This window comes from Bradyrhizobium sp. AUGA SZCCT0222 (genome assembly GCF_018130205.1).
GTDB lineage: Bacteria > Pseudomonadota > Alphaproteobacteria > Rhizobiales > Xanthobacteraceae > Bradyrhizobium.
The window spans coordinates 32,232-57,534 of record NZ_JAFCLX010000027.1 but is presented as its reverse complement, the minus strand read 5'-3'; the positions used below and the strand labels follow the sequence as shown (position 1 = coordinate 57,534).

General features: G+C 57.0%; 27 protein-coding genes. 10 read left to right on the top strand and 17 right to left on the bottom strand.

Going from position 1 to position 25,303, the window contains the following annotated elements; genetic code table 11:
• Together JQ629_RS22800 and JQ629_RS22795 are read right to left on the bottom strand one after the other, a co-directional pair.
• Positions 1-381 carry a DUF5681 domain-containing protein gene (locus tag JQ629_RS22800; protein WP_212414551.1) on the bottom strand — a complete coding sequence of 127 codons (381 nt, stop codon included), beginning with the start codon at positions 379-381 and terminating at the stop codon, positions 1-3.
• Positions 374-1,717 (bottom strand): site-specific DNA-methyltransferase, encoded by a 1,344-nt coding sequence (locus JQ629_RS22795; protein ID WP_212414550.1) that lies wholly within the window; start codon positions 1,715-1,717, stop codon positions 374-376. Before JQ629_RS22795 ends, JQ629_RS22800 begins: the two co-directional genes overlap by 8 nt.
• Positions 1,718-2,260: 543 nt before the next feature.
• Here JQ629_RS22795 and JQ629_RS22790 point away from each other — a divergent pair.
• Positions 2,261-2,476: a hypothetical protein gene (locus JQ629_RS22790; RefSeq protein ID WP_212414549.1), complete on the top strand. Its 216-nt coding sequence runs from the start codon at positions 2,261-2,263 to the stop codon at positions 2,474-2,476.
• A gap of 88 nt (positions 2,477-2,564) precedes the next feature.
• On the opposite strand, the gene JQ629_RS22785 is transcribed toward JQ629_RS22790, so the two are convergent.
• Positions 2,565-2,747, bottom strand: coding sequence for a CsbD family protein (locus JQ629_RS22785; RefSeq protein WP_211996206.1), 183 nt, complete (start codon positions 2,745-2,747; stop codon positions 2,565-2,567).
• A 714-nt stretch (positions 2,748-3,461) separates the two neighbouring features.
• Here JQ629_RS22785 and JQ629_RS22780 point away from each other — a divergent pair.
• Complete coding sequence (locus tag JQ629_RS22780; protein WP_212414548.1) at positions 3,462-3,812, top strand: hypothetical protein; 351 nt, start codon at positions 3,462-3,464, stop codon at positions 3,810-3,812.
• A 446-nt stretch (positions 3,813-4,258) separates the two neighbouring features.
• On the opposite strand, the gene JQ629_RS22775 is transcribed toward JQ629_RS22780, so the two are convergent.
• Positions 4,259-4,582, bottom strand: coding sequence for a hypothetical protein (locus JQ629_RS22775; RefSeq protein WP_212414547.1), 324 nt, complete (start codon positions 4,580-4,582; stop codon positions 4,259-4,261).
• Positions 4,583-4,756: 174 nt separating this feature from the next.
• Positions 4,757-5,215, bottom strand: coding sequence for a TspO/MBR family protein (locus JQ629_RS22770; protein ID WP_212414546.1), 459 nt, complete (start codon positions 5,213-5,215; stop codon positions 4,757-4,759).
• A gap of 118 nt (positions 5,216-5,333) precedes the next feature.
• On the opposite strand from JQ629_RS22770, the gene JQ629_RS22765 reads away from it, so the two are divergent.
• Positions 5,334-5,681 carry a hypothetical protein gene (locus JQ629_RS22765; protein WP_212414545.1) on the top strand — a complete coding sequence of 116 codons (348 nt, stop codon included), beginning with the start codon at positions 5,334-5,336 and terminating at the stop codon, positions 5,679-5,681.
• On the opposite strand, the gene JQ629_RS22760 is transcribed toward JQ629_RS22765, so the two are convergent.
• Positions 5,641-5,994: a hypothetical protein gene (locus tag JQ629_RS22760; protein ID WP_212414544.1), complete on the bottom strand. Its 354-nt coding sequence runs from the start codon at positions 5,992-5,994 to the stop codon at positions 5,641-5,643. The two genes, JQ629_RS22765 and JQ629_RS22760, sit on opposite strands and share 41 nt — an antisense overlap.
• A 504-nt stretch (positions 5,995-6,498) precedes the next feature.
• On the opposite strand from JQ629_RS22760, the gene JQ629_RS22755 reads away from it, so the two are divergent.
• A complete protein-coding gene (locus JQ629_RS22755; RefSeq protein ID WP_212414543.1) occupies positions 6,499-8,475 on the top strand; it encodes an AI-2E family transporter in 1,977 nt (658 codons plus the stop codon).
• 846 nt (positions 8,476-9,321) lie between these two features.
• Here JQ629_RS22755 and JQ629_RS22750 read toward each other — a convergent pair.
• The 8 genes from JQ629_RS22750 to uvrA all read right to left on the bottom strand — a co-directional run bounded on the left by JQ629_RS22750 (position 9,322) and on the right by uvrA (position 18,759).
• Positions 9,322-9,702, bottom strand: coding sequence for a hypothetical protein (locus tag JQ629_RS22750; protein ID WP_212414542.1), 381 nt, complete (start codon positions 9,700-9,702; stop codon positions 9,322-9,324).
• A gap of 495 nt (positions 9,703-10,197) precedes the next feature.
• Positions 10,198-11,061: a hypothetical protein gene (locus JQ629_RS22745; protein ID WP_212414541.1), complete on the bottom strand. Its 864-nt coding sequence runs from the start codon at positions 11,059-11,061 to the stop codon at positions 10,198-10,200.
• Positions 11,062-11,174: 113 nt separating this feature from the next.
• Positions 11,175-11,852, bottom strand: coding sequence for a hypothetical protein (locus JQ629_RS22740; protein ID WP_212414540.1), 678 nt, complete (start codon positions 11,850-11,852; stop codon positions 11,175-11,177).
• A complete protein-coding gene (locus tag JQ629_RS22735; RefSeq protein ID WP_212414539.1) occupies positions 11,849-12,241 on the bottom strand; it encodes a phage holin family protein in 393 nt (130 codons plus the stop codon). Before JQ629_RS22735 ends, JQ629_RS22740 begins: the two co-directional genes overlap by 4 nt.
• Positions 12,225-12,851, bottom strand: coding sequence for a YtxH domain-containing protein (locus JQ629_RS22730; protein ID WP_212414538.1), 627 nt, complete (start codon positions 12,849-12,851; stop codon positions 12,225-12,227). The genes JQ629_RS22735 and JQ629_RS22730 overlap by 17 nt, the downstream gene beginning before the upstream one ends.
• Before the next feature lies 1 nt (position 12,852).
• The gene (locus JQ629_RS22725; RefSeq protein ID WP_212414537.1) at positions 12,853-14,064 is read right to left on the bottom strand and encodes a DUF3618 domain-containing protein; all 1,212 of its coding nucleotides are present in this window, start codon (positions 14,062-14,064) and stop codon (positions 12,853-12,855) included.
• A gap of 3 nt (positions 14,065-14,067) precedes the next feature.
• On the bottom strand, positions 14,068-15,852 hold the full coding sequence (locus tag JQ629_RS22720) for an AI-2E family transporter (RefSeq protein ID WP_212414536.1): 1,785 nt from the start codon (positions 15,850-15,852) through the stop codon (positions 14,068-14,070).
• A 381-nt stretch (positions 15,853-16,233) separates the two neighbouring features.
• Complete coding sequence (uvrA, locus tag JQ629_RS22715; RefSeq protein ID WP_212414535.1) at positions 16,234-18,759, bottom strand: excinuclease ABC subunit UvrA; 2,526 nt, start codon at positions 18,757-18,759, stop codon at positions 16,234-16,236.
• Between the two features lie 369 nt (positions 18,760-19,128).
• Between uvrA and JQ629_RS22710 the strand changes: the two genes are divergently transcribed.
• Positions 19,129-19,347 carry a hypothetical protein gene (locus tag JQ629_RS22710; protein ID WP_212387376.1) on the top strand — a complete coding sequence of 73 codons (219 nt, stop codon included), beginning with the start codon at positions 19,129-19,131 and terminating at the stop codon, positions 19,345-19,347.
• 445 nt (positions 19,348-19,792) lie between these two features.
• On the opposite strand, the gene JQ629_RS22705 is transcribed toward JQ629_RS22710, so the two are convergent.
• On the bottom strand, positions 19,793-20,968 hold the full coding sequence (locus tag JQ629_RS22705; protein ID WP_212414534.1) for a zinc-dependent alcohol dehydrogenase: 1,176 nt from the start codon (positions 20,966-20,968) through the stop codon (positions 19,793-19,795).
• Positions 20,969-22,311: 1,343 nt separating this feature from the next.
• On the opposite strand from JQ629_RS22705, the gene JQ629_RS22700 reads away from it, so the two are divergent.
• From JQ629_RS22700 to JQ629_RS22690, 3 genes are read left to right on the top strand one after another with little or no spacing between them, the layout of a single operon-like run.
• The gene (locus tag JQ629_RS22700; RefSeq protein ID WP_349631310.1) at positions 22,312-22,767 is read left to right on the top strand and encodes an ABC transporter substrate-binding protein; all 456 of its coding nucleotides are present in this window, start codon (positions 22,312-22,314) and stop codon (positions 22,765-22,767) included.
• 56 nt (positions 22,768-22,823) lie between these two features.
• Positions 22,824-23,261 carry a type 2 periplasmic-binding domain-containing protein gene (locus tag JQ629_RS22695; RefSeq protein ID WP_212414532.1) on the top strand — a complete coding sequence of 146 codons (438 nt, stop codon included), beginning with the start codon at positions 22,824-22,826 and terminating at the stop codon, positions 23,259-23,261.
• A 57-nt stretch (positions 23,262-23,318) separates the two neighbouring features.
• Complete coding sequence (locus JQ629_RS22690; protein ID WP_212414531.1) at positions 23,319-23,756, top strand: pyridoxamine 5'-phosphate oxidase family protein; 438 nt, start codon at positions 23,319-23,321, stop codon at positions 23,754-23,756.
• Between the two features lie 282 nt (positions 23,757-24,038).
• Here JQ629_RS22690 and JQ629_RS22685 read toward each other — a convergent pair whose 3' ends face one another.
• The gene (locus JQ629_RS22685) at positions 24,039-24,452 is read right to left on the bottom strand and encodes a hypothetical protein (RefSeq protein WP_211996190.1); all 414 of its coding nucleotides are present in this window, start codon (positions 24,450-24,452) and stop codon (positions 24,039-24,041) included.
• Positions 24,453-24,564: 112 nt separating this feature from the next.
• Here JQ629_RS22685 and JQ629_RS37945 point away from each other — a divergent pair, with 112 nt between their 5' ends.
• The gene (locus JQ629_RS37945) at positions 24,565-24,708 is read left to right on the top strand and encodes a DUF4385 family protein (protein ID WP_212414530.1); all 144 of its coding nucleotides are present in this window, start codon (positions 24,565-24,567) and stop codon (positions 24,706-24,708) included.
• Between the two features lie 29 nt (positions 24,709-24,737).
• Here JQ629_RS37945 and JQ629_RS22675 read toward each other — a convergent pair whose 3' ends face one another.
• Complete coding sequence (locus JQ629_RS22675) at positions 24,738-24,992, bottom strand: hypothetical protein (protein WP_212414529.1); 255 nt, start codon at positions 24,990-24,992, stop codon at positions 24,738-24,740.
• Between the two features lie 126 nt (positions 24,993-25,118).
• Here JQ629_RS22675 and JQ629_RS22670 point away from each other — a divergent pair, with 126 nt between their 5' ends.
• On the top strand, positions 25,119-25,283 hold the full coding sequence (locus JQ629_RS22670; protein ID WP_212414528.1) for a hypothetical protein: 165 nt from the start codon (positions 25,119-25,121) through the stop codon (positions 25,281-25,283).
• The last annotated feature ends 20 nt before the right edge of the window (positions 25,284-25,303 follow it).

The window sequence follows — 25,303 nt, the reverse complement described above, 5'->3', positions numbered from 1 at the left end:
CTATTCTCTGGTTTGGTGAAGCGGTGTTGCTGCATTCGAGCCGTCTTCAAGAACGACGACCTTTGTTGGCCTTGAGGCTTGGCGATGCTGGAAGTGATCCCGATACTCGAGCAAGACGTGCAGGGCGCGTTCATTGCCCGATAGCCATTTCTGCGTCAAATGTTGAATTATCGCTTCGAGCGCAGACATCTTCCGAGGAACACCGTTGATCACGACCTTGACTGGGTCATTTAGCAGTCGGTCGATGATTTTGGCTAAACCTTCGGGAGCGTCGTGTGCTTTCGGCTTTTTGTTCGGATTTCCGCTTTGGCCTTTCTTCCAACGCGTCGCTCCAGGAGGCCTGGCGTAGCCCACCGAGTACTCGTCCGCTCCGTCAGTCATTGACGTTGCTCCGCCTGGATTTGATGACCGCGAAAGACTCACCCAACTGGTTGTGGGCTTTCCTTCCGGTCATCCGCTGCCATCGGTTAATGGTCGTATCTACGTAAAGCGGATCGAGTTCTACTGCGAAACAGCGGCGGTTGATGCGTTCGGCTGCCAGAAGTGTGGTGCCGCTTCCCAGAAACGGATCGAAGACAAGGTCGTTGCGGTTGCTCGAGTCCTGGATTGCGTCGGCGACCATCAAAATGGGCTTCACCGTCGGATGGTGTTCGAGATTGCGTAGAGATCCTCTTCTCGCGAAAGCATTGCCGCCAGGGTAGTTCCAAACGTTCGTGCGATTGCGTCCAAATCGCCCAAGCTGGACATTATTCAAGTGCGGTTCTGCACCGTTACGGTAAACGAAGCAAAGTTCGTGACGCGATCTGTAGAGCGACCCCATACCGCCGTTGCTTTTGACCCAGACGCAGACGTTAAGCAGTTCGCAACCCGACGACTGACCCGCCGCTAGGATCTCCGACATGTGTCGCCAATCCATGCACGTATAGATTAGGGCGCCAGGTATGGTGTGCCGGCAAATGCTGGAGACGGCTGACGCTAGAAATGAGGCGAACTCGGCCTTCGACATCTCCCCAGTCGCCATTGGGAATTCCCGATGTTGTACCGCACCCTTGCCACTCACATGGCCATCAATCCTCACATTGTAGGGCGGGTCGGTAAACGCAGCTGTCGCCTTTTCGGTTCCGAAGAGCCCGGAAAGGTCATCTAGGGCGTTTCCGCAAAGTATACGGTGTTCTCCGAGTTGCCAAATCTCGCCCAGCGAGCACGTTGGCCGTCCGCTTGCGAGTTTAAAATCATCGCTTCCGTCAACTGTGTCGATTGGCTCAAGTGATTGAATACGAAAGTCGATCTCGGGAAGTTCAAACCCAGTCGCCTCAATGTCAAACGTGAGCGCGAGGTCGGTAAGTTCCTTCAACTGTACGGCCAGCGTTGCTTCGTTCCAGCTCGATCTGTCGGTCAGCTTATTGTCCGCAAGCATATATGCCCTGGCTTCCGCGTCGGACAAATGATGCAAGAAAATGATTGGTACTTTGGTTAGACCGAGCAGCTTTGCTGCTTCAACGCGACCGTGCCCAGCCAGGATGCATCCGTCCTTGTCGGCCAGTATCGGAGCGTTGAACCCGAAGGTCTCAATGCTTTTTGCAATCGCGCGAATTTGCGCTCTTGTGTGGTTGCGGGGGTTATTAGGATTGGGAGATAGCTGCTCGGGACAGACTAAAGATATAGGCCCACGCGCGGTCGGATCGACGGCGGAGCAAAGAACAGGAGTTTGGGGCATTGTTGCAAGGCATTCCCTTCCTCATCCGTAAGAGTGAATATCCCTGCAAGGCCCCACGGTTACCGCCAGAACTGACGTCGTGCAATGCAGTTCGACCAGATATTCACAGATATCAGCCGCAAGTTACTTGACGGACATCCGCATGGCCGAGATGGCCGGTCACGACCGCGAACCTTGGGACGGATGGCTGCGTCAGTGCCGACACTTTGCTGAGCTGGCGTCGCTGATGCTGAGTACCACCGTCTGTGATCCGACAGGTAGGCGGGATTCGCGTAATGAGTGGTTATGGAACTACCGCTCTGACAAAGCGGCCACTGCAAATTTTGGCTGCGTTGGGCGGCTCCTGATGCGCCTCAGCATAGATTACTGGTCCCGCGAAGTTGAGGGACCACTCAATTTAGATTGGTGCGAACCGTTTTGAATTTCGTTCCGTCTGATATCTCGTTTTAGAGTCTGGCAGGCTTTGGCAAGCGTGTTCATCCGGTCAAATCGGCAGGCGATCCTGGACGGCCCCGTTACTCTGAGTATGATCTAGGAACGATCATGCGATCGTTGCACTTGATGGGTATGGCGAAAACTCCCCTCAGTATCGAGATCGTTCAGGAGGGTGAGGAGCGCTTCATCGTCAAGACCTTTGCCGACGGTAGCGAGCAGCGACTACCGATCGTAAAGCTGCCCAGGAGGAAGCGCTATCCAGACCGCCCGTACTGGACTTGGAAGTTCGACAGATTCGACAAGAGCAAGAAGAAGGGGTTTTGAAAGTGGCCGGGTGCTTAGCGTTGCAAAAAAGCCGGCGTACGGGATTAACCCCCATACGTCCGGCCTCCAACGACCCAGGGTCGATAATTTACTTGTTGAGCACTTCGCGAGCCTTATCCTTGATGCCACCGACGGTATTCTGCACCTTGCCCTCAGCCTTGTCTGCAGTTCCTTCGGCTTCGGTCTTACTGTCGCCCGTCACCTTACCGACAGTTTCTTTGATCGTGCCCTTTGCCTGCTTTGCGGCACCTTCAATGCGGTCCTTATCCATGATCACTCTCCTTTGTGAGCGGATGTAACGAAGGGAGGGCGCCGAAGTTGCTTAACGATTCGGTTACCAGTCGTCGGTCTTGGACCAGCCGTGATGTTCACGCTGACTGTCGATTTTCTTAACGTAAACGGAGCTCGCTCTTTGCCCGGGATGTCGGCCGCTCTCGAACACCAGTGCCGATAATGGACGGTAAAAACGAAAAGTCTCGTGAGCCTCAACTAGATCACTCGCGGGCTGCCGGAGGGGCAATCGCAACGGCTATGGGGATGAACAGAATTAACAGGCATCATCTATTAGGCAACGCTATAGGAGGGGTGGTGGGACGCATCGAGTAGCTCACCATCTTCTTCGGATCGAATTTGTCGGCGTTGTGGGACCCGCTTGAAGAAAAAAGTAGAAAAAGCACCGCTAGTAAAACGGTTCCACCCATTCCCGCTAGCACTGTCGTACCCAGTCCAAGATCCGGACTAGGATTGCGCGCTTTTTGCATATCTTCTCCAAAACCCTGTACATCCAACATTCGCACTAGGGAAAACGTTCCTGCGTACCGGGCGCGAGACTGCAAGCGGGACGGGGCTATCCTTATTCGTGGTCGGCTATCCCCGTGCGTGCGCCCTGTTACGACGGATACGACGCACCTCGACTACCGCTCTTGCCGCAGTTGAGGCGTGGACGGCTTGGAGCAACTTTTAGACGATGTCTTAGTTGTCGTGCATGACAGACACCATGCAGGATAAGCGAGCGTCCACTGCTTCCCCTCAAACTGGTCACAAGGTCGACCCAAAAAAGCCGATAGAGACTACTGAGCAATTGCGCATTGCAATCGACCAGGGCAGCGGCAAGGTCGACGCAACGGACCCCGCTGCCGCTCCCCTCGGAACCGACGATGAAGCCGGTGGAACTCCTAACACCGCAGCGCAGGTCCGATTGGCCGCCGCTCACGAGATTCGCCCGACAAAGGAAAGACAACGCACTACAGGGCTGGGGCATGCCTGGTGGCTCATCGGCTCTACTTTGTTCATTGGTATTTCGATCGTCGCCTCTATGCTTTTCGTCGCGCGGTAAGGACAGAACCCAGTCCCTTTCACTCCGTTAAGCGCTAAAGGAGATACTTATGCGCGATTTTACCGACAAGCGCGTCGGAGCGTACGACCCAGTTACCAATGCGGCAGTCCTCAACCCAATCAGTTTAGAGAGAACGCCACGCCGAGCCAGAAGGCACAGCGGGGCGCAGACGTGCGGCCCGAGCCGCTACCGGGACCAGAACCCGCTGCCCGAAGGACCTGCGGAAGGAACGAAAAGGCCCACTCAATAAGGATACGGGACGGCGGTCGAAGACTTAGTGTGGATAACGCTGCCAATGTCCGTGATACACTGCATGAATAAGAGCATCAAAACATGGTCGCGTGGATGCATCAGCAGGTCGAACATTCACGCCTATAACTCTGCCAGGGCCGGTGATTATCTTTCGCGGCAAAGAAAAAGCCCGCATCACTGCGGGCTTCTTGTTGTTAATACCAGCCCGGCCCACCGCCGAAGCCAAACGAAACGCTCGGGCCACCATAACCATAGCCTCTGCCATAGTACGGTCCGCCGCCGTATCCGCCACTATAGTAGGGACGGGGGGCGTAATAGCCGTAGCTGTTGCCGTAATACGGACGATAGCCACGATGTCCGTAGTGGCGATAATGCCGACGCTGAGAACTGATATCGGTAGACTGCTGCGTTACGACGGTTGACGCTTTCGCCTTCGCCGTATTGTCCGCAGCATTTGCGGCAGAACCGCCGAGCAGCGCTGCTGCACCGACGGCAAATATGATAGCTAACTTATTCATTTGAACACTCCAGTTACATGTGGAGTGCTAATTGATGCGCATATCTTACGTTCCGATGTGCGACATTAAATTGGCGTAAGTTATTGAACAGCCGTTCATATTCACGTCCAACCGGCCCATTATTACTCTGCCGGCATAGTTTTCGGAATCTCACGAGTTCCGGGCCAGGCGACGTCAGTTGAGCCGGTAAAGGGAATAGTTGAGAAGGGAAGCGAAGGCGACCCAACCCGCATAGGGAATAAACAAGGCAGCGGCCACTCGATTCTCATGCCATTGCACCCAGATAAAACTCACAATGACGGCCAATAGGGTCAGGATAATTGCAAGGGCGAACGTCATATGGTGAAGCGTGAAGAAGATTGGCGACCAAAGAAAATTCAAGATCATTTGCGCTAGCCAGAGCTGCATTGGCAGAGCGGTCGCATCGTCTTGCAGATAGGTTCGCCACCCCGCCACCGCGATCATCACATAGAGGACCGTCCAGGTCGGGGCGAAGATCCAATTTGGCGGATTGAAAAGTGGCTTATGCAGCCCGGCATACCATGCACCCGGCAAGTTGGTAGCGCCGACCGCCCAGCCGATACCGACAACCAAAACGATGAAAAGAGCGAGAGATCGGTGCCGTTTTGCCATGCCTCAGCCTTGGCTGCGCCGGAGTTAAAAGTCGATGGCAGAGCGTGGCAATTGCAGCCCAACCATGCAGGCGCCTGCCGATTAGGCGCAAATTTTACGTCCGCGCTTTGAGCAGAGAGTGTCAGATGACCCGAAAGCCACCTTGAAAAACAAGCCAACTCCGAAAAAAGCGGCCTCGATTAGCCATGGAGACAATCCTCCAAGGCCGGGCGGCGTAGGATTGCTCCTGTCCAAACGCCGCCCGGTTACTTTCCAAATCAATCCATCGGATCATCAGCGCTTGGACTTCTTCTTCTTCGCCTTTTTTGTCTTCTTAGGCATCATTTTCTTGACAGCTTTCTTTGCCTTTTTAGCCATCGACTTCGCGGCCTTGACTACCTGCTTGGTAACGGATTTCTTAGCTTTCTTAGCCACAGCATTCTCCTTCAGCGTTTTGACTTTTTCGACGTCTTCTTCGTTTTCTTAGTGGCTGATTTCTTACCAGCCTTCTTACTAGCCTTCTTGCCGGCTCTCTTCGCACCTGATTTCGCTTTGGACCTATTCTTGCTCTTAGCGACCTTTGATGCGCTAGACGACTTTTTTGCCTTCTTCACGACCTTTGTTATGGCTTTTACCGGGGCGGTTTTCGCCGTCGCTTTCCTCACACGTTTGACCACGGCCTCGGCCGCTGTGTGCGCCAACACGGTGGCTCCGCTGACCACCAATTCGCCAACGATCTCGCCGATATCCCTCTTGGGCTCTTCCGTAGTCTGTTCGCTCGATTTCTTCTCGGTGTCCATGACGTACGCCCTCCAGAGTGCGTAGCAGCAGCGTAACTGATTCTGACCGCCACGATGGGATCATGCGGTAGCCTAGCAGGAACAAACGCGGCGGTTCGAGAACGTTTCCCCGACCTAGGACGCCGCACCTCTTTCATCTCTTCTAACGCGCGATTGCCCCTCCAGGCACAGGAACGAAGGACAGTTTTGCTCGTTCAACCTGCGCTGCAACATCTCCCTGGTCTTTCAGGATATCGTGCATGCACTGCGAGCGCCCCGATGACCATAGCCCACCGCAGAGAGAGCACTTTCTCAACTTTTTTGAATCAAGGCCGGCAATTGGCCCGCATGGCGCACAGTATTCATTGGAGTCCCTGCAACAGGGGTACGGTCCGTCAAACGACAACCGGCGCAGTAGCATCCGTCATCGAAGACATTGTTCTGGCCGCCTCATCGGAAAAGTTCAGCAGGATACAAAATGCACCGAAACTCGGTCCAGTCGTCCCGGGTTAAACAGAGGTCAAAATGGCCAATCAGCCATTCAAAGCGCGTACCTCAGAGGAATTGATTGCGCTGCAAAGTGCGGTAGCGACCGCGGTTCTGGCTGTAATCATCGTGATGACGCTCTATTTTGGACGCGACATCGTCATCCCGATTGCGCTGGCAATTCTGCTTAGTTTTGTCCTGGCTCCCCTCGTGGGATTGCTTCAACGAACCCGCGTTCCCCGCGCAATCGCGGTCGTAAGCGTCGTCGTCCTCGCCTTTGCGTTGCTCTTTGCAATAGGCAGCCTCCTCGCATCGCAATTAACGCAACTCGCAAGTGAGTTGCCGCGTTATCAATCTACGATAAGTGATAAGATCCAACTATTTCGGGATACCACGGCTGGCCGGGGCACCCTCGAACGCGCCTCCGGGATGTTGAAGGACTTGAGCAAAGAACTCGATAAGCCGAAAGACGCCGGGTCCGCACTCGGTGCGAATACGATGGTCAACCCCAAAGCGCCACTTACTCCAGTGCCCGTAGAGGTACGGCAGCCGGATCCAGGCGCTCTGGAGAGTTTGCAGGCGTTAATCTCGCCACTCCTGCACCCACTCGCTACGACGGGTATCATTATCATTTTTGTGATTTTCATCTTGCTTCAACGGGAGGACCTCCGTAATCGGCTCATTCGGCTCGCAGGGTCGCATGACCTGCAACGCACAACAGCAGCACTCGACGACGCCGCCAGGCGCCTCAGTCGGCTCTTCTTAATCCAGCTCCTGTTGAACGGAGCGTTCGGCGTAGTCATTGGCGCTGGCCTTTGGTTCATAGGTGTTCCAAGTGCCATCCTCTGGGGAATCTTAGCGGCGGTTTTGCGATTCGTGCCCTACATCGGCGCAGCTATCGCCGCGGCCTTTCCACTGGCTCTTGCCGTTGCCGTGGATCCGACGTGGTCGATGCTGCTCTGGACTCTTGGCCTCTTTCTTATAGTGGAGCCGATTGTTGGGCACGTGATCGAGCCAATGGTCTATGGTCACAGCACCGGGCTCTCCCCAGTAGCCGTTGTCGCGTCTGCAACGTTTTGGACCGCGCTTTGGGGTCCAATTGGACTGGTGTTGGCGACTCCCTTAACTGTCTGCCTAGTGGTGCTCGGCCGGCATGTGGAACGCTTAGCATTTCTTGACGTAATGTTTGGTGACCGGCCCGCGCTTTCCCCACCTGAGATTTTCTATCAGCGGATGCTTGCGGGAGATCCAACCGAAGCTTCCGATAAGGCGGAAGAGTTCTTGAAGGAGAGATCCCTTAGTTCCTATTACGATGAAGTAGCGTTGAAGGGCTTACAATTGGCTCAAGCTGACGCGGAACGCGGCGCTCTCGATCAGGAACGTTTGACAAAAATTAGAGATGCGGCAATCGAGTTTGCCAACAACCTTTCTGATCAGGACGATCGTCCGGCGCCAAAAGTCCGCTCAACTTCGGACGCAGAAGCGACCTCGGCGGTAGAGAGCGTGGCTGAAGACGCGCCATACGCAAACCTGCCAATCGTCAGCAAGGAGGATCTTCCAGGCGAATGGCAGAGCGAATGTCCGATTTTATGCATGGGTGGGCGTAGTCTAATTGATGAAGCCGCCGCCATTATGCTGGCGCAGCTCTCTACGGCACACGGGCTGACGGCTCGCGCCGAGGGACCCGAAGCGCTGACAACCTCCAATATCTTTCGGCTCCAGACAGACGGTGTCTCGATAGTATACCTGGTCTATTTGGATGGAACTGGACCCGCTCATATGCGCTATGCCGTTCGACGTCTTCGTCGAAAATTGCCGAAAGCAGCCATAATTCTGTGCTGCTGGCTTAAGGACATTGATCAGGCAGAGTTGGAGCGGCTCCGCGAGGCAGCAAAAGCTGATCTGATCGCGAGCAACCTCGGCGAGGCCGTCAAATTGGCAATTGAGGCCACGGGCTTGAACGTCGACAGCCTGAAGACAAAGCACGACGAACTATCTGCAATAACGGCGGCTTAACTCCGGCAACGTCTGCCGCAGCATCGACTTTTCGGTTGGCAGAGTATCTTGTGCGGTACCGCTCGTCCTTTCCACCGAAAATGCGATTGTATCGATCGGGCTAGTTGGGCGCTGTTTGCCGTTATGGGCGGATACCAAATTTTGCTTGGCAGGATGTTCGCACTGGCGAAACGCCTGACGGCGGTGACGTTAACGTTGGCCATGGTCTGATCGGTTGCGTCTGCGAACTACAGCGCAGCTCGGGCAACGGCGCGGCGGGCGTTTTAGTCGTAATTTTACCGCGCATATATTCTTGCTTGGGTCGGAGGTGCCAAAGTCGTCGCCGATGGGCGATCGGCTAGAACCGAGCCTGCGAGAAACGCTCAGATGCTTCAGCACGTCCAGTCCGCACGTTGACACGCATCTGCCCATGGTCGGTTGCGCTGGATAATTCGCTACCTATAAGGAACTCGCGGATCAGCGTCGAAGTTGAACCGGGACCGGATCGAAGGCCGCCGCGTCCCTTTGCGGGGCGGCATCCCGAGCGAACTGACACAACGGTGCGCCGAACAATTGGTGGGCCGAACAACCCCATACCGATGCGCCGCTTGGACGCGGTAGGCAAGATTGCACGGTAAATGACGCCGGCGCGTGAGGCCAGGATGCCGCTGCGATACCGGCGCCGAACAGCCACTCGAACCTGCGCTACTTGAAAGCGGCGCAGCTTTCGAAGAGCCGGTGATGGCTGCAAAGATTGGGAAACGACACACCGGGATTGAAAAGGCACTCGACAGAGCCGGTCGCGGACTCGTCCGCGAGCACTTTTCGCATAGATCGACCCGAACGCGGCGACCTAATTGCCCAATTTCAAGCAGCGGCGCGCCGGCGCCGGCGTTGGATCTTATGACCTACCAATTGAACAACATTCGCCGGAAGGTCCGTCGCTTCGGAATCCACCGGTGGCGTAAACGCGACCGGCGCGATAAGCGGTTCGGCCGATGGCGTTTCAATCATGATTAGAAAATCACGGCCTTTCTCCGATATCTGCCACCCGCTGGGGTCTCGTAGCACGTAGCCGCTGGAGAAAATATCCAATCCAGGCGCGCGTGCGGCCAGCTTCTTCATCCTTTGTGACCAATCTGCGCCGCTACAAGTGAGAACCGCAACGTATTTCTTAAGGTCCGCAAGCGAGGCGCGCCCTTCAGGGTGTCCTGCTAAGACCTTCAAGACTGTGATCTGAAAATTCACGCTACGCCCCGCAACCGAGACCGAGAATAGTGGTGAAAGCTAAGGGCAGGATGATTTCTGGTCCATCTGGTTACGATCAAGAAACGGGACGGGATTGCCGATTTTTCCTAAGCGCGTTAAATCCGCAACATAATTGGAACCTTCCATTTTGTGCAAGTGCGTCACTTCGGCGGTGTGCTTGGGGCGGCAGCCTTAATCTTGTACACCTCGGACATGGCTTTGCTCTCGAGTGCCTCGTCTCGTGCCTTGCCGCCGCGCGATATGAGAATGGGCGGCGCAAGGATTAGTCGGAGCCCGATCTCGCGTATCCGCGCCTTTCTAACTCGGAAGTAAAATGGCATTTCGGACACATAAACTGAATTATCGGCCGAGACGACCAGGACGGCTTGACGATGTTCAACGCCATCGGCCACGCCTTGCATTTTGGACATGGGATCAATACGGCATCGGGGGCGAGGTTGGGGGTTCTCATCCGATCCACCTCACCCCGCCCGTTCACACGGCTTCGCGTCGATACGCAACTCCAGACCCGCGAGCGCCCATCCAATGCGGCATCGGCGCACCGTCACGGTGGCGTCCGCCTATACCGGCCGCTGCCCATGCGATGACAGCACCCAACAACAGAGCCGCGGCGACGGAGAACGCGAGGATCACCGAGCTCCGGCGAGATTTGGCTATCGCGGCCCGAGAATTTGCGATCACGCCATCGACCCGTTTTTCGGCTTCCGGCCCGGCAAGGCCGGTATTCGCCGCAATGAGTTGCGCCAGATAGGACCGGTCCTCACTGCTCATTCCCGAGTGGCTCGACGATGTTAGGAGGATTCGTCCGGCCTCCGCCCGCTCCTGCGAAAGGTCCACGTTCGCGGCGCGGCGCAATGGCCTGAACAACCGGTCGATCTCATAGCTCAACAGCGGCTCTGCAGCGCTGGTTCGTGCCGAGGGCATGTTGCTGTTGGACCGTGTCAGGGACGCGCTTCCAAGCAACGCCGCAAGCGCCACCCCGAGAACGACGGCAAGCGCCCAGGCAGCGAGGCCATGCAAGCCGTCGCGATGTTCAATTTCGTCAGCATCCAAAGCCGCCGGCGCGACACTCGTTCGCCCCGCAATGTAACCTCCCACGCCGAAACTCAGTGCGGCCTGGATAATGAGATAGAGTCCCGACAAGATCCAAAGTGCGGCGGACGCGTCCCGCCACGTTGGCGCCGTCGACGAAATCCCCAACCCGATGGTCGCGCCGAACGCCAACAGGATCGACGACAGAGCGGTTGCCACCAGCGCACCCAGGATCGCCGGTGTCCAGTTCAAATACCCCGGGGGGACTCCCATGGGAGTCGCGCCGGGTTCAATCTGTTTCACCATGTCAGCGCAGCCCGAAGAACGACAATACGGCCAGGATGACGACGACCAATCCAACCAGATAAATTATACCGTTCATTTTTCTCTCCTCGTTTACTAACGATCGCACTTGCAGTTCATGTTGCGCTTTGCGACGCGCTCTTTCCCGCCGCATCGACCATGCGGCTGACCTTGCCTGAAAGGGCGTCCATCGCCGCCTTTGCGTCATCGATCGTGAGGCCCTGCCTGCGCGCTTCGTCCGACGCGGTTTCGACGACGGTGGCTGCAACCGTGGCCGCCTTGTCGATCTGCTGGCCGGCGATTTCGGCAGCCTTGCTTTTCAGGGTGTCGCTGGTTTCGCCAAGGTATGATTTTTCGATCTCGGTGTTCGGCAAGGCCGCGGCGATGCCGGCGCCGATGGCCAATCCAATGGCGCCCAATGCCAGGGGCTGTGCCTTGAACAGATCGGTCAGATTGCCCCGCACCGTGCCAAGAACATCGGCAGAATCCGGCAGGGCCTTTGCGTACTCCGAGGCCATGCGGGTCGCGGTTTCAATACCGTCGCTGCCGGTCTCACGGAGCGTGTCGGCAGCAGATACAACGCGGTCTTGTGTGGCGCTCATCGCATTCCTTGCCGCGTCCGGCAGGCGATCGAGGCCGGTCTTCTGAAGAATATCGCCAGGTGCACCTCCGGATTTGCCGGCGAACAGCCAGACCAGTCCCATTCCGATGAGGGCCGCAGAGATTGGATTACGGCGCGCTGCGTTGCCGAGGTCCTTGATAAAGTCCGAGCCTTTTTCAGTAATGTCGGTCATCGAACCATCTCCCTCGCTGCCGCTTTGTCTCGCTCGACTTCTTCAATCAGCACAGTGGGCGAAAGCGCATCGCCCGACAGGCGGTTAAGGCCCACCACGATGAGGGCGATCGATAAGGCCGCTGCGCCGCCACCGGCGACGAGATATGCGATGGGCTCCGAAAAACCGCCTTGTATGAGGGCAGCCGCCGCGGCAAACAACAGCAGGACAAGCGCTGGAATCATGATGACTGCCCCAGCACCCATCATTGCGGCAGCTCTCCCGGCCTGCCCGGCCTTTTCGGACAGTTCGGCGCGAGCCAGCGCAAATTCGTTTCCGATCAGCTTTGCAAGCTGACCGACCGCATCGCTGAACAGATCCGGGATCGAACGATCAGTTCGAGAAGTCATCGCGGTACCCTCGGTTGTCTGCTGCGGAGGAGCGGCTGTCCGTTCTCAGGGCTTGCGAACTCGGGCCGTCGTCACTGGAGGAGCTCTTGAGGAACCGAACGGCTCCAAAACCCGCCAGGACCGCCAACCCAAGGAAGGCCGTGGGTTGACGGCGCGCAAAGGATTGCGCTTTCCGGACCACGTCGTTCAGGTTGCCGTTGCGGATGTGATCAGAAACTCCCTCGATCTGGGAGGCCGCCTTCCGGATGTAGGTGCCCGCGAGCGGTAGATCCGTATCGAACTCCCGTGCCGCGCGCCGCATTGTATCCGCCAGGTTGCCGACGTATTCCGCGCCGGACGATTTTTGACTGTTGACCGCGTCCTTGAGCTTGTCAGTAGCCTGAGATGCAACATCCTTGGCCGCATCGACGAGATCGGAGGCTTGGCCCTTGATGGCGTCGGTCGAGCTTTCAGCAAGATCCTTCGCCTTGTCGGTGAGGTCTCGGCCAGCCGACATGGCCTGCTCGCTCAAACTTTTCGTTGACGCAACCGCGTCGTCAAACTTCGCTCTTGCGGAGTCCTGGCCGGAAGACGACGTGCCTTGATGTGCAGTTCCAATGAGGTCAGCCATGTCAGTTTCCTCCGCCGGTATGTGAATGGGGTGTCTTGTCCGGATCGAACGCGGTCGTGACAGCGCTTTCCGCCACGCGCCTGACGCGTTGCAGGATCTCGCTTGCCGACTCGTCCAGCTTGTCCGGGGTCAGGCCTTCCGCGCCGGCCTGCCGCGCCACGTTTTCAAAAATTTCGCCCGCTAAGCCCTTGGCAGCGTCGAAGCCTTTGGAAGCCGCCTCGCTCGCCCGCCTTCTGGCGGCCGCGGCTGCGTCTCCGACGAGATCTTCCTCCAACTCACTCTTGGGAAGCGCACTCGCAATCAGACCTCCGACCAACAGGCCCACGCCGGCGACCAGAAGTGGATTCTGCTGGATCGTATCCAACATGGTCTTTCCGGCGCGATTGGAATAATCCGCTGCCCTGTCCCGAACATCCCGGGCCGCTTCCAGCCCCGCATTCGCCGCCGACGAGGCGGCGCTTCGCGTGGCGGCGGCTGCACCAGCGGCGATATCACGCGACGAATCCATCGCGGAACCAGCCACTTCAGACGCACTGTCTTTCATATCGGAGACACTCGTATTGATCGCGTCGCCTGCCGAGGCGGCCGAGTCCCTTAGCCGGTCTGCCAGACTGAGCTCCGGCGTCGAGGACGTTGCGGTGCGGCGAACCTGGTCCGCGCCCGCGGACAGCACGTCGCTAACGCGTCCGGCGGCATCCGAAACCGCACCCGTTGCCGAGCTGACAGCCTCTCCAACCTGTGCCGACATATCCTGGCCACGCCGGCCGAGTTCGTCCGAGAGATCGGAGGCCATGTCGGAGGCTTTTTGGGTGATCGATTGGCCGCTCTTTGTGCCGGCGAAAAAGATTCCCGCACCGACCATCAGCACGGGCAAGGGAATAGCCCTTGCGAACCTGAAAAGCGGATAGGCGAGGCTTGCGCCCACGGCCACCGCCTGCATCGGGTTGCGGCGCGCGGCCGCCGTTATGTCCTCCAACATGCTTTCGCCTTTGGAGCGGACGTAGCTCGTGACCTCCGCCTTTATGTTTTCCGGACTGATGCGCTGGCGAATTTCGCTCGCGGTGTCGGTTACGCTCGCTTTGAGCTGATCTACCGTTTGGGTCAGACCTTCGCGCGTCTGTTCGGTCTCGCGCTGTAGCTCTCGGAGCGATCGATTGGCCGTCTGTTGCATGACCTTGATTCCTTGCTGTGCCAAACCTGAACTCTCGGACATTGCCTATTGTTCCCGACGCGTTTTGACGCTGGCACTCTTGGCTACGGCGGCGATCACGGTCGCGAGCGACTGCGGCGCTACATCATCACTCCGCTGCTCCTTGTCCGCTTCGAAATTTCCCAACCGGCAAACGATGATCCTGGCCGAAGCTGCCCGTCGGGAGAACTTGCGAACCGTGAACGACGACCTCGCCTCCGATACCTCCTCCAGAAAACAGACGCAGATCGTCTCTGCGTTGCCGGCGTCAATCTCGGTATCGGCACCGGAAACACGGGCGTTGAATCCTTCACGTTTCAACGCATCTGCGACAATCAGCGCGGCGCAATCGTCGAGCCGACCCAGTCCGGGTATGCAGAAAACCGGCTTGCCCAGCTTGCGCGCGTCGATGTTGACGATCTTCCCCTTCCTGGCGGGCGCTTCCGCACTCGCGCTCCCCTCAGCGGTCTCGTGCGCGGCGATATCCTCGATGATTTCGGAAACCGTCTCGTGGATATTCTCGAGCCTGACGTCGTCAAGCCGGCCCTGGGCGGCATCGGCCTCAGCCAATCTCAGGGCGCCCAGCAGGATTTCTTCGTAATAGGCCAAAGCGGTCCCCTTCTTCAGGAACGACCGTGCCTGTTCGATCGCGTCAATCGGATCGCCCGTCAGCATGCGCTGGTATGCGGTCTGCTGCGGAGTCAACGCCGGCTGGTCTCCCAGCATGACGTCGATAAACTGGAGACGGTCGACGTGCCTGGCAAACACGACCAGACACAGCGTCAGCGGAGTGGAGAGCAGAAGCCCCAAGGGTCCCCAGAGCCAGGTCCAGAACGATGCGGCCACGACCACGGCGACCGGGGACAGGCCGGCACTTCGCCCACAGACCAGCGGCTCTACAACATGGCCGGTCAGCGGTTCCACCACTGCGAACAAGGCGATCGTCCACAAGGTCATGGTCCAGTCGCTCCCGACCGCGGCGGCCAAGGCAATTGGCAAGCCGGCAGCGAGGATCGCGCCGATGTAGGGCACGAACCGAAGGATCTTAGCCAGAAGTCCCCATAGCGGCGAGCTCGGGACGCCGATGACGGCCAGGCCCAGTCCGATCACGACGCCGAAAGTCGCATTCAGAATGAGTTGGGTCACGAACAGCCTGCCTAACCGTTGCCCTGCGTCATCGAGCGCCGCCGTGGTGCGCTCCAAATCCTCGCTGCCGAGCAACCGGATGAACCGGTCGCGCAGATCCTCCCGCTGAAAAAGGAAGAAGATGAGGAAGATCACCACGATTCCGGTGGTGGTGAAGGGAGCTGCGAGTGGTCGCAGCATGGCGATCAGTGCCTCCGACGCGCCCGGGTCTGGCTGATGGACTTCGACCGGGATAGGCGTTTTTGCCGGGCCGTCCGACAACGATGGCTTCGCCGTTTCAGCATCGCCACTTCCAGGCGACTTCAGCTCCCTGTCCAGGTTCTTCAACAGGCTGGAGGCGTTCTTGAGCACGCCTACGCTGCCAATCCTGTCCCGCAGGTTAAGGATTTTTTCGCCCAACGTAGATTGATAGCGCGGCAGGTCGCTCGCGAGTTGGTTGACCTCGATCATCACCATCGCCGCAAGACTGAGGGCGATGGCCAGCGCCAGGCTGACCGCACTGAGCACCGCTATCGACCGCGGCACTTTCATGCGCTGGAATGCCCTCACAAGGGGCGACAAGACAAAACTCAAGAGGATGGCGACTGCGATCGGAACGAGGATTTCACGCGTGAAATAGAGGGCGGCGACGACAAGTGCGCCGATCAAGAAGTTTGAAAATGCCAAGCCAGCTGGGACCAACACCTCAATCTACCGATGCGCGAATCAACCCGGCACGGGAGTGCGCCGCGTAGCCACTTAATGGAAATCCTATTGGAAGGTTCCAATAGCCAACAACATGAGACGTTGTCTCGATGCGTCTCCACAGATGTTGGGTGCCTGCAATAGTCACCGGGACGAAGTGGTAATCGTCGGTGCCCTCGTTGCTCCTCGCTGACCCTCAACGGAACCAAATCTGAACATTGCACTTTCATCGATGCATCATGAAACTGGAGGAAGGACTCAGCATTTGGCATCTGCTGCTGTGATACTCGCCCTTGGCACCGGCGTGGCGGACGTTCTGCGATGACCAGCCCTTTGCCACTTGCCGTCACGGGCAACGGTCGTTTACCGAACTTGGGCGAGATATTTAGCTGTCCGACTTTGAGGCGTGGACGCAACCCGTTCTGGCGGCCCTGATGCAACGATCCGGCCGCCCTCGTCGCCCGCTCCCGGCCCAATGTCGATGATCCAGTCGCTGGCTGCCGCTACCCCCATATCATGCTCGACAACGACTACGGTGTTTCCAGACTCGACGAGACCGTCAAGTTGAACCACCAGTTTCGCCACGTCCGACGGGTGCAAGCCCGTGGTGGGTTCGTCAAGCACGTAGAGTGTCTCGCCACGTTGCGAACGTTGCAATTCGGTGGCGAGTTTAATGCGCTGTGCCTCGCCGCCTGATAGTTCCGTGGCTGATTGACCGATCCGAATGTATCCCAGCCCGACCTCTTGAAGAACGCCCAAGGACCGACAGAGAGATGCGTCGTCGGTGAAAAACTCAAATGCTGAATTTACCGTCATGGCGAGCACATCAGCAATCGACTTGTCTCGAATCTTGATCTCCAGCGTCCTCGCGTTGTAGCGCGCCCCCTTGCAGGTCGGGCAAGGTGCGTACACGCTCGGAAGAAAGAGCAGTTCAACGCTTACAAATCCCTCCCCCTGGCAGGTTTGGCAGCGTCCCTTCGCAACATTGAATGAGAAACGACCAGCATCATAGCGCCTGGCGCGAGCCTGCTTCGTGGCTGCGAACAGCTTGCGGACATGATCGAAGAGACCTGTATAAGTCGCAAGGTTCGAGCGCGGCGTTCGGCCAATCGGCTTCTGATCGACCACAACCAGCCGCTTTATGCCGTCGAGACCTTCGACAATGTCGCCACCAAACGTTTCTACGCCCGCATCAAGCGCGTCATCATCTTCGCTAGGCTCCTTTCGCTGACCCAGTTTGTCGCCAACGGCCTCCACCAGAAACTGACTGATCAGGCTCGACTTCCCGGACCCCGAAATTCCGGTGACGCTCGTAAATACTGCCAGCGGAATGTCGACGTCGAGACGGTCGAGGTTGTTGCGGGTAACTCCCCGAAGCTTGACCCATTTTTGAGGATGCCGAGGCGACCTCGTGGCCGTTTGACCTTCCGCAAACAAGTAGCGCCGCGTCTGAGATTCTCGCACTTCGGCGAGGCCTGATAATGGACCGCAATATAGTATCTCGCCGCCCTGCTCTCCGGCACCCGGGCCGACGTCGACAATCCAGTCCGCGTGTCGGATGATGTCGAGTTCGTGCTCGACGACGAAAAGCGAATTTCCCGCAGCTTTCAAACGCTCCAGCGCGCGAAGCAATGCCTCGGTGTCAGCCGGGTGAAGTCCAGCCGACGGTTCGTCCAATACGTAGACCACTCCAAACAGGTTGGATCGAACCTGTGTCGCCAGACGAAGTCGCTGTAGTTCGCCGGGAGACAGCGTCGGCGTGCTGCGCTCAGGGGTCAAATAACCGAGCCCGAGATCGAGCAGCACGTCCAAACGCCCGAGAAAATCTTCCGTAATACGTTGGACGACGAGAGCCTTCTCAGGATGAGTGTCGGAAACACTGCTTCTGCCATTCAGATAGGGTTGAAGAAGTTCGCCAAGTCGCTTCAGCGGCAGCCGTGAGATTTCGGCGATATCCATTCCGGCAAAGGTAACCGATAGCGCCTCCGGCCTTAATCGCTTGCCGTTGCAGACTGGGCAGTCGGTACTGGACAGAAACTGCGTCACACGACGTTTCATCATCGCACTTTGCGTCGTGGCGAAGGTCTGCAGCACATACTTGCGGGCGCCGGTGAAGGTCCCCAGATAACTGGGCTCCTCCTTGCGCTTGAGCGCTCGCTTTGTCTCGGCGGGAGTATATCCGGCGTAGACCGGCACTGTCGGTCGTTCGTCAGTAAAGAGGATCCAATTGCGGTCCTTCTTCGGAAGCTCTCGCCATGGCCTATCGACATCGTAGCCGAGGGTGACCAGAATGTCCCGCAGGTTCTGCCCTTGCCAGGCAGTCGGCCACGCGGCGACGGCCCGTTCCCGAATGGTCAGCCTGTCATCAGGCACCAGCGAGCGCTCACTGACCTCGTGGACGCGGCCGATGCCATGGCAATTCGGACAGGCTCCCTCTGGCGTGTTCGGCGAGAACGCCTCCGCGTACAGCAACGGCTGGTTAGCCGGGTAGTCACCAGCGCGCGAATACAGCATTCGCAGCAGGTTCGACAATGTCGTGACGCTTCCCACCGACGACCTCGTGGTGGGCGATCCGCGTTGCTGCTGCAGCGCCACCGCCGGGGGCAGACCCTCGATCTCATCGATCTCGGGCACCGCCATCTGGTGAAACAGCCGGCGCGCGTAGGGTGAAACTGATTCAAGATAGCGGCGTTGCGCTTCCGCATAGAGCGTACCAAACGCCAAAGATGACTTGCCGGATCCTGAGACGCCTGTGAATACCACAAGAGCGTTGCGAGGAATTTCAAGCGAGACGTTCTTTAGATTGTGCACACGGGCGCCAAAAACACGAACAAAGTCGCCCGCAGTACCATTTTTCAGCTTTTCTCGGTTGTTGACGGCGGCGTCCATTTTGTCCCTTCAGCACAAGCGAGGACAGTGGTCCAACCCGTCCAAGAGGCTGGGAAAACCCTTCGGCACGGTGCAGGTTCCACAGACGGCATTTAAAAAAAGCGCGCTGAAATGGTCGACGAGGCACGGAAGACCGGTTCGGCTAAGGGCGCTTGTAGGAGACAACTGCCCCCACTTCGTCCCGTCGGCATCGGAACTGCTCGTCGCTGTCCCCGACTACCCTATCGCGCTGGTCGCATGTCCGCGTCCCTGTCCAGAAACCTTGAAGCCCCTCGTCTTGCGACCCCCACACGGTCCCAACGATGATTTTGGAACGATTGCCATTTTTTCCCGTTACCGGCATGCTTCAACCCCTTGCCGTGCAGAAACATGAAGGACTTTGCGGATGCGTCATTTTCTCCGGAAGCGATCCAGATGATGGATATCGCGCTCCAGGATGCCATCAACGCACTTCCGGAGCCGGTCAGTTCACACATCATCCATCGCTTGGCGGAAACAATCCTTCGACTCGTCCGGGATGGCGAATGCGATCCACTCGCTTTGCAGCGGTTAGCGTTGCTTGAGCTCCAGATCGGGCCGGACAGTTGACTTTGGCGGAGGGACCTTGAGCAATTTTTGGGATAACGTCAGGCGCCAGATTGCCAGTACTCGCCATCCAACAATGATTTTGGCCGCAATAGCGACGTTTTTGGCTTGGGTGGTCACCGATCTGCTCAGAGCGACTTTTGGCTAACGCTACTTTTCGCGCAACTCTGGAGGCCCGCGGGAACGTCGGACGTCGCCCTCTGACGGGGGAAACTGGGGCGAAAGAAGGTTCGAGGGCTGACCTAAGTCGGCAATTCATGGAAGGCCGGATAGAAGCGTTCATGCACAAGCAACATCGGGTCAGAAGCGAAGAACTCCGAAGATGAGGAGAAGGACCACCGTAACGACGGCCGAGAGGATGAGCGAGCCGAAGCAGCCCACCCGGTTTGAAAAGAAGAAGAACATGTGATTTCGCCAAACCTCAAATCGTTCAGTTCGCCAGCTGGAACTATCGTCCGGGCCGCAACACGACCTTGATCACACCCTCCTTCTTGTCCCGGAACTTCTTATACATTTCCGGCGCGTCTTCGAGGCTCGCAGGATGCGTTACGACGAAGCTCGGGTCGATATCGCCAGCTTCAATGAGCTTCAGAAGCGGCTTCGTATAGGCCTGCACGTGGGTTTGGCCGGTCTTGATCGTGAGCCCCTTATTCATGGCTGCGCCGAGCGGTATTTTGTCGCCCATGCCTACGTAAACGCCGGGTATTGAGACCGTACCTGCCTTCCGGCAACACATGATTGCTTCGCGGAGAACGTGAACCCTATCCGTCGCCAAGAATGCTGCAGCCTTCACTTTGTCGAGCACGGCGTCGGTCGCGCCGTGACCGGATGCCTCGCACCCGACCGCATCGATGCAGCTATCCGGACCACGCTTGTTGGTCCGTTTCATGAGCTCATCGTAGACATCGGTTTTCGAGAAATCGATAATCTCGGCACCGCCAGCTTCAGCCATGGCCAGCCGCTCGGAGACTTCGTCGATTGCGATCACTCGTCCGGCTCCAAGCAGCAGCGCGGAGCGGATCGCGAATTGCCCTACAGGACCGCAGCCCCAGATTGCCACGGTGTCGCCCGGCTCAATCTGCGCGTTCACGGCGGCCATATAGCCGGTCGGGAAGATATCTGACAGGAACAGCGCCTGCTCGTCAGTCACGTTGTCCGGTACCTTAAGCGGGCCCACATCAGCCATCGGAACGCGGAGATACTCGGCCTGACCACCGGCGTATCCGCCCAGCATATGGCTGAAGCCGAACAGCCCAGCGGGCGATTGGCCCATGGCTTTCGCGGCCATTTCGGCATTGGGGTTAGTCCGGTCGCAGCACGAAAACAGACCTTTCTGGCAGAACCAGCATTGGCCGCAGCTGATGGTGAAAGGGACGACGACGCGATCGCCGATTCTTAGATTTTTGACTTCGGAGCCGAGTTCAATCACCTCGCCCATGTTCTCATGGCCGAGGATATCCCCGCTTTCCATAGTGGGCTGATAGCCATCAAGGAGATGGAGGTCGGAGCCGCAAATTGCGCAGGCGGTAATCTTGATCACCGCATCTCGCGGGTGCTGAATCTTGGGATCGGGCACCGTGTCGACGCGGACGTCGCCTTTGCCGTGCCAACACAACGCGCGCATGGTCGTTCTCCTTTGCGGAAACGGCATGCACAACCCTGGTCCATGTCGTCTGAGCGCAACCGGCTCAAGCTCCAAACGTTCCAAATTCAGCAAGACGATTCACATTCGAAACTTGACAGCGCGCCTCTTTAAGCAAGGCAAGACTAATCGCCGGCGGCCGCGCCGTTTGCCATCAACTGCTCCGACTTTATGCCCCGCGCCTTTGCTTTTAGAACCCCCAAGCGGCCCTCTATGGCTGACGACGACCGCCTAAGCATGAGCCCAATCGAGAGGACTGACTCCCCCGCCGCTCGCAACTCGGGAAGCCGCCGGTCGTCCTCCTCGGACCATTTCGTATTGCTTTTACGCGCCATTGATCGAGTCCAGTTGTACGGTGGATAGGATTCAGGGTCGTTAAAAAGGCTCCGGAATTGTCCGGAGCCTGACATACCTGCGCACGCGGCCTGACTAATGTCCCTTTCGGATGGGCTGAGCGAGGGAATAGATCGTTTGTCGCCAGCTTCCGGCAGGCCGCTTTCGAACAACGTCTTGCACCCGCGGAACTCTGGAGCTCTAGCGTTGTTCCCAATAGTTGCGCGGGCGATAGCTAATGCGAGATGAAATGACTGCCTCTTATAAAGAGATGAATAGGTATTTCGAGATGATCAATCGGCGAGTGCCGGCCAGGATCTCTCGGTTCATTCAGTGGTTGCGAAAGCCGTCCTCATTCGCGGCTCGTCTAACTGTCGCTTTATTGCTGATTCTTGGCGGTGTCTTTAGCTTCTTACCTGTGTTGGGTATCTGGATGCTGCCCCTCGGTCTCCTTTTCATTGCGCAGGATGTCCCATTCTTGCAAAAACCTCTCGTTAGATCTCTGACCTGGATGGAAACAAAGTGGGAGCGGCTAAGGTTGGCATGGCAGAATCGGTGATGCTTTGCAGCAATCGGTATGGCCGGTCGGCAGGACTGAAACAGGCTCAACTGTGAATACTAAGAGTCTGTGGTCTGAGAGGATCGTCGTTAGTCGAGCTGCCATCGAAGCCAAAGCGATCGCAGAAGTCGTTACGCGACGTCCTGCTCTCTAAGCAATGTCTAGTATCCTTCGAAAGGCGCAATTTCATGGCCATAAAGGCAGCGTCGCGGAAGTCTAGACGGCGGAGAAATGAACATCGACGCAGAGTTCTTTACGCTTTGGCCGCGGCAAGCTTTTTCGTTGCAATGATCGCCAGTGGCATCCTGTTTGCGACCTTGAGACCCATGACACTTCGTATCGCTGTGGCCTTCGCCAGCGAGATGCCAGGATCGTCGAAGCTATAACTCGCGTTCTTACACGTGAACAAAGCTCAGTACGTCTCTCAGTAAGCGTGGTGGACCAAGGTCAGGAGGCAACGCTCTTGAGGAGAGGCGACGCAGACTTAGCGGCCGTCCGAAGCGATATAATGTCCGCCGATCTGCTTTCTATTGCTGTGTTACGAAAAAGCGCACTTTTTCTTTGGACGACACACATACCTGGTCAAAAGTCTTCTCGAGCCACAGAGTGGAAGAACCTCGTCGGCTCCAGAATCGCTGTACTAAACGGGACATCTGCAGACCTTGCGTTGCTCAATGTTGTTCTATCCTCAGAGGGCGTTGCACCCAGCAAGGTTGAAATCGTTCCACTTGGCACCATGGATGCCATGGCAGGTGACAAAAGTTTTAATTTCTTTGCGACCATGGGTGCAATCAAGAGCAAGGCGGCTGCGGAAATGTTTCGATCGTTCTCAAGGCTTCGGGAAGCGCCAAATTTTCTTGCCCTGGAAAGCCGACGATTGAGGCTGTAGAGATACCAAAGTCTGCTTTCGGATCTAACCCAGCATTGCCGCCAGAAGCAGTAAGTGTGGTCGCGGTTAGCGATCTTGTCGTCGCTGGCAAAGCCCTCTCGGAGCAATCTGCTGCGGCCTTTTCCCGTGAGCTATTCGCTCATCGTCAAATGATATTGCGCGAGATACCTGATACAGCGACGATCGAAAAACCTAATACAGAAAAGGATACGGCTATTCCCGCGCATCCTGGCGTAGCCGCGTACATCGACGGAACAGAGCGGACGTTTCTTGAGCGCTACGGCGATTACTTTTGGGGCGGTATCCTTGTGCTGTCGGCGTTAGGTTCGTTTAGTGCAGGTCTTCGCGCTTTTCTTTATCCAGACGAGCAAGAAAACGTATCGTCGCTCAGGGCGGCCCGGCTTTCGGCACGCTGCCACCGCGGGCTTAGAGCTCCTGGCTTTCCCCTGAAACTTTGGCGCATCCAGGAGTTATTAAAAGTGCCGCTGACTTGACGGCCGACGGGCGCAGGGTTTGTCGAAACAAGCTTTTGAAAGCGACGAGGACCAGACATGAACCAAGAATCGTTATCTTTGGAAGATATTTCGCAACGAATGGCGGGGATTGACGTTGCGATCTTATCGACTCACACGGAAAACGGCCAAATCGCCAATCGACCGATGAGCAACAATGGTGACGTAAAGTATGACGGCACCTCCTACTATTTTACATTTGAGCAAGCACGGACGGTTGCTGACATACAAAAGAACCCTAAGGTGGCACTTGGCTTTACCAGCCACGGGGGCATTTTTTCCGATGCTATCTATGTAGCGGTCGAAGGGCAGGCCGAGCTAATCCGAGACAAAGCAATATTTAAAGCTCATTGGACCAGCGACTTGGACCGGTGGTTCGGGAATGGCGTTGATACTCCCAACATCGTACTCATTAAAGTGAAGGCTTCTCGTATCACGTACTGGGACGGAGAGGAGGAAGGTGAGTTTATCGTTTGAGCTACTTCAATGCGAGGCGTGTTGCACGCGAAAAATTCCGCCAGCCTTAAGTAGCATACTTTTAGAGCGCCGGAGTTAGACTTCTTCTGCGCGCCGACGAGTGGAAGCCGACGGACGGGCCGAGGTAAAATTGTCGCTTGTCGAAGCCCGATGTCTGCCTCATGGTCAATGGACAGAGCTCAGCGACGTCTCGCCGTGGGCCTTTACGCCATGAAGACCGCCGGTTGGAGCCAGTGCGCCACTAACCCGTGCCCCCAATCTGAAATGAGGCTTTAGCAGGAGTCAAAACTGAAACGGATCAACGGAGACGGAAGTCTGGCCGTCGGACGACTGCTGGACGGTGAAAGTCACTTCTTTCGTCGCTTTAATATCGCCGACGGCGGCCGAAATCCCGCCACTGCATTTCACCGTCAGCTTGTCCTTGCTCGTTGAGGTCGTAACTATCCTCTGACCGAGCTGATACAGAGGCTTTTCGCTTTTTGAATGTTGCGAGGTCGCGTCAGCCGACGCCTTACCGGCCGTTGAATTCTTGGCCGCATAAGTAACCAGTGGATTGTTGCCGTCGCCCAAGACAAATTGGAGCACGGCCTTCCGGGTTTCGAGGGAGTCGCACTCTGGCGCAGCGATGCACTCGCTGGAAACAACAAGAAAGGGAAGAATCCAACAAACGAGTGACCGACTGGTTAGATAGCGCATTCAGTATGCTTTCATTGCGTCAACCGTCACGCCAACCAGTCACGAGAAACATGGTTCCGGCTACCGCGTCTGAAAGCGGGCGTAAATTATCGAACCCAGTCAGCTTTACCGCGTGGGCGAGAGCGAACAATGTGTCCCGATTTGCGATTCCCACAAGAGCGAGCTTACGACGCATTGGCGTTTTAAGAGGCCGGCCATTGCCAACAAAGCGCAACGAAAGGTTTCGAGGGCTTTCCTTGGAGTATTTGCTTCCTAACGCCAACGTCTCGGCAGTCGGTGTAGGTGTCAGGTAGGCGGCCACTTCTGGATCGCCGGCATCGCCGAGCCGGTTTCCGTGGCGATCGACTTTTCCACTTGGCGCGCCGTTCGAAAATCGTCGAGATGATCGACGTTCGGGGCGACAGCCGCTTCCTTGGTCAAAAGCAGATAAATTCGCCCGACTGCTCGTTGAAGGCGCTTTGACTTGCCAATCGGCATCCGTCGCGCCTTACAGATGGCTCTTACGGCGTATGCGTGCAGATAGTCGACAGCATCGGACATTATGAAACTCCGGCCGGTCAACTGCCCCAATCAGGTTCCGTTCCTAGTATCAGCAACGAAAGCTGGTTTCGCGGGTTGTCGAGCGAACGCTGGCACTCGATCTGAGTGCGTAAAGAGGAGGGCATTATGTCCAAGGAATTCAACCCGGCGCCTCGCGACAAGCACGCAGACGATCCAAAGCACGCCGTGCAAGCCGACAAGGAGCAGAGAAAGCTTGAAAAGGGTCTGGAGGATACCTTTCCGGCATCTGATCCGGTCAGCGAAACTCAACCAAAGCCGTCTAAAGATTGACGCTCTTGCGCGCCGCAAGC

Excerpts from the sequence above, each read along its gene's own strand:
- JQ629_RS22800 (WP_212414551.1), bottom strand. The coding sequence starts at position 381 with ATGACTGACGGAGCGGACGAGTACTCGGTGGGCTACGCCAGGCCTCCT.
- JQ629_RS22795 (WP_212414550.1), bottom strand. The coding sequence starts at position 1,717 with ATGCCCCAAACTCCTGTTCTTTGCTCCGCCGTCGATCCGACCGCGCGT.
- JQ629_RS22790 (WP_212414549.1), top strand. The coding sequence starts at position 2,261 with ATGCGATCGTTGCACTTGATGGGTATGGCGAAAACTCCCCTCAGTATC.
- JQ629_RS22785 (WP_211996206.1), bottom strand. The coding sequence starts at position 2,747 with ATGGATAAGGACCGCATTGAAGGTGCCGCAAAGCAGGCAAAGGGCACG.
- JQ629_RS22780 (WP_212414548.1), top strand. The coding sequence starts at position 3,462 with ATGACAGACACCATGCAGGATAAGCGAGCGTCCACTGCTTCCCCTCAA.
- JQ629_RS22775 (WP_212414547.1), bottom strand. The coding sequence starts at position 4,582 with ATGAATAAGTTAGCTATCATATTTGCCGTCGGTGCAGCAGCGCTGCTC.
- JQ629_RS22770 (WP_212414546.1), bottom strand. The coding sequence starts at position 5,215 with ATGGCAAAACGGCACCGATCTCTCGCTCTTTTCATCGTTTTGGTTGTC.
- JQ629_RS22760 (WP_212414544.1), bottom strand. The coding sequence starts at position 5,994 with ATGGACACCGAGAAGAAATCGAGCGAACAGACTACGGAAGAGCCCAAG.
- JQ629_RS22755 (WP_212414543.1), top strand. The coding sequence starts at position 6,499 with ATGGCCAATCAGCCATTCAAAGCGCGTACCTCAGAGGAATTGATTGCG.
- JQ629_RS22745 (WP_212414541.1), bottom strand. The coding sequence starts at position 11,061 with ATGGTGAAACAGATTGAACCCGGCGCGACTCCCATGGGAGTCCCCCCG.
- JQ629_RS22740 (WP_212414540.1), bottom strand. The coding sequence starts at position 11,852 with ATGACCGACATTACTGAAAAAGGCTCGGACTTTATCAAGGACCTCGGC.
- JQ629_RS22735 (WP_212414539.1), bottom strand. The coding sequence starts at position 12,241 with ATGACTTCTCGAACTGATCGTTCGATCCCGGATCTGTTCAGCGATGCG.
- JQ629_RS22730 (WP_212414538.1), bottom strand. The coding sequence starts at position 12,851 with ATGGCTGACCTCATTGGAACTGCACATCAAGGCACGTCGTCTTCCGGC.
- JQ629_RS22725 (WP_212414537.1), bottom strand. The coding sequence starts at position 14,064 with ATGTCCGAGAGTTCAGGTTTGGCACAGCAAGGAATCAAGGTCATGCAA.
- uvrA (WP_212414535.1), bottom strand. The coding sequence starts at position 18,759 with ATGGACGCCGCCGTCAACAACCGAGAAAAGCTGAAAAATGGTACTGCG.
- JQ629_RS22710 (WP_212387376.1), top strand. The coding sequence starts at position 19,129 with ATGAAGGACTTTGCGGATGCGTCATTTTCTCCGGAAGCGATCCAGATG.
- JQ629_RS22705 (WP_212414534.1), bottom strand. The coding sequence starts at position 20,968 with ATGCGCGCGTTGTGTTGGCACGGCAAAGGCGACGTCCGCGTCGACACG.
- JQ629_RS22690 (WP_212414531.1), top strand. The coding sequence starts at position 23,319 with ATGAACCAAGAATCGTTATCTTTGGAAGATATTTCGCAACGAATGGCG.
- JQ629_RS22685 (WP_211996190.1), bottom strand. The coding sequence starts at position 24,452 with ATGCGCTATCTAACCAGTCGGTCACTCGTTTGTTGGATTCTTCCCTTT.
- JQ629_RS22675 (WP_212414529.1), bottom strand. The coding sequence starts at position 24,992 with ATGTCCGATGCTGTCGACTATCTGCACGCATACGCCGTAAGAGCCATC.
- JQ629_RS22670 (WP_212414528.1), top strand. The coding sequence starts at position 25,119 with ATGTCCAAGGAATTCAACCCGGCGCCTCGCGACAAGCACGCAGACGAT.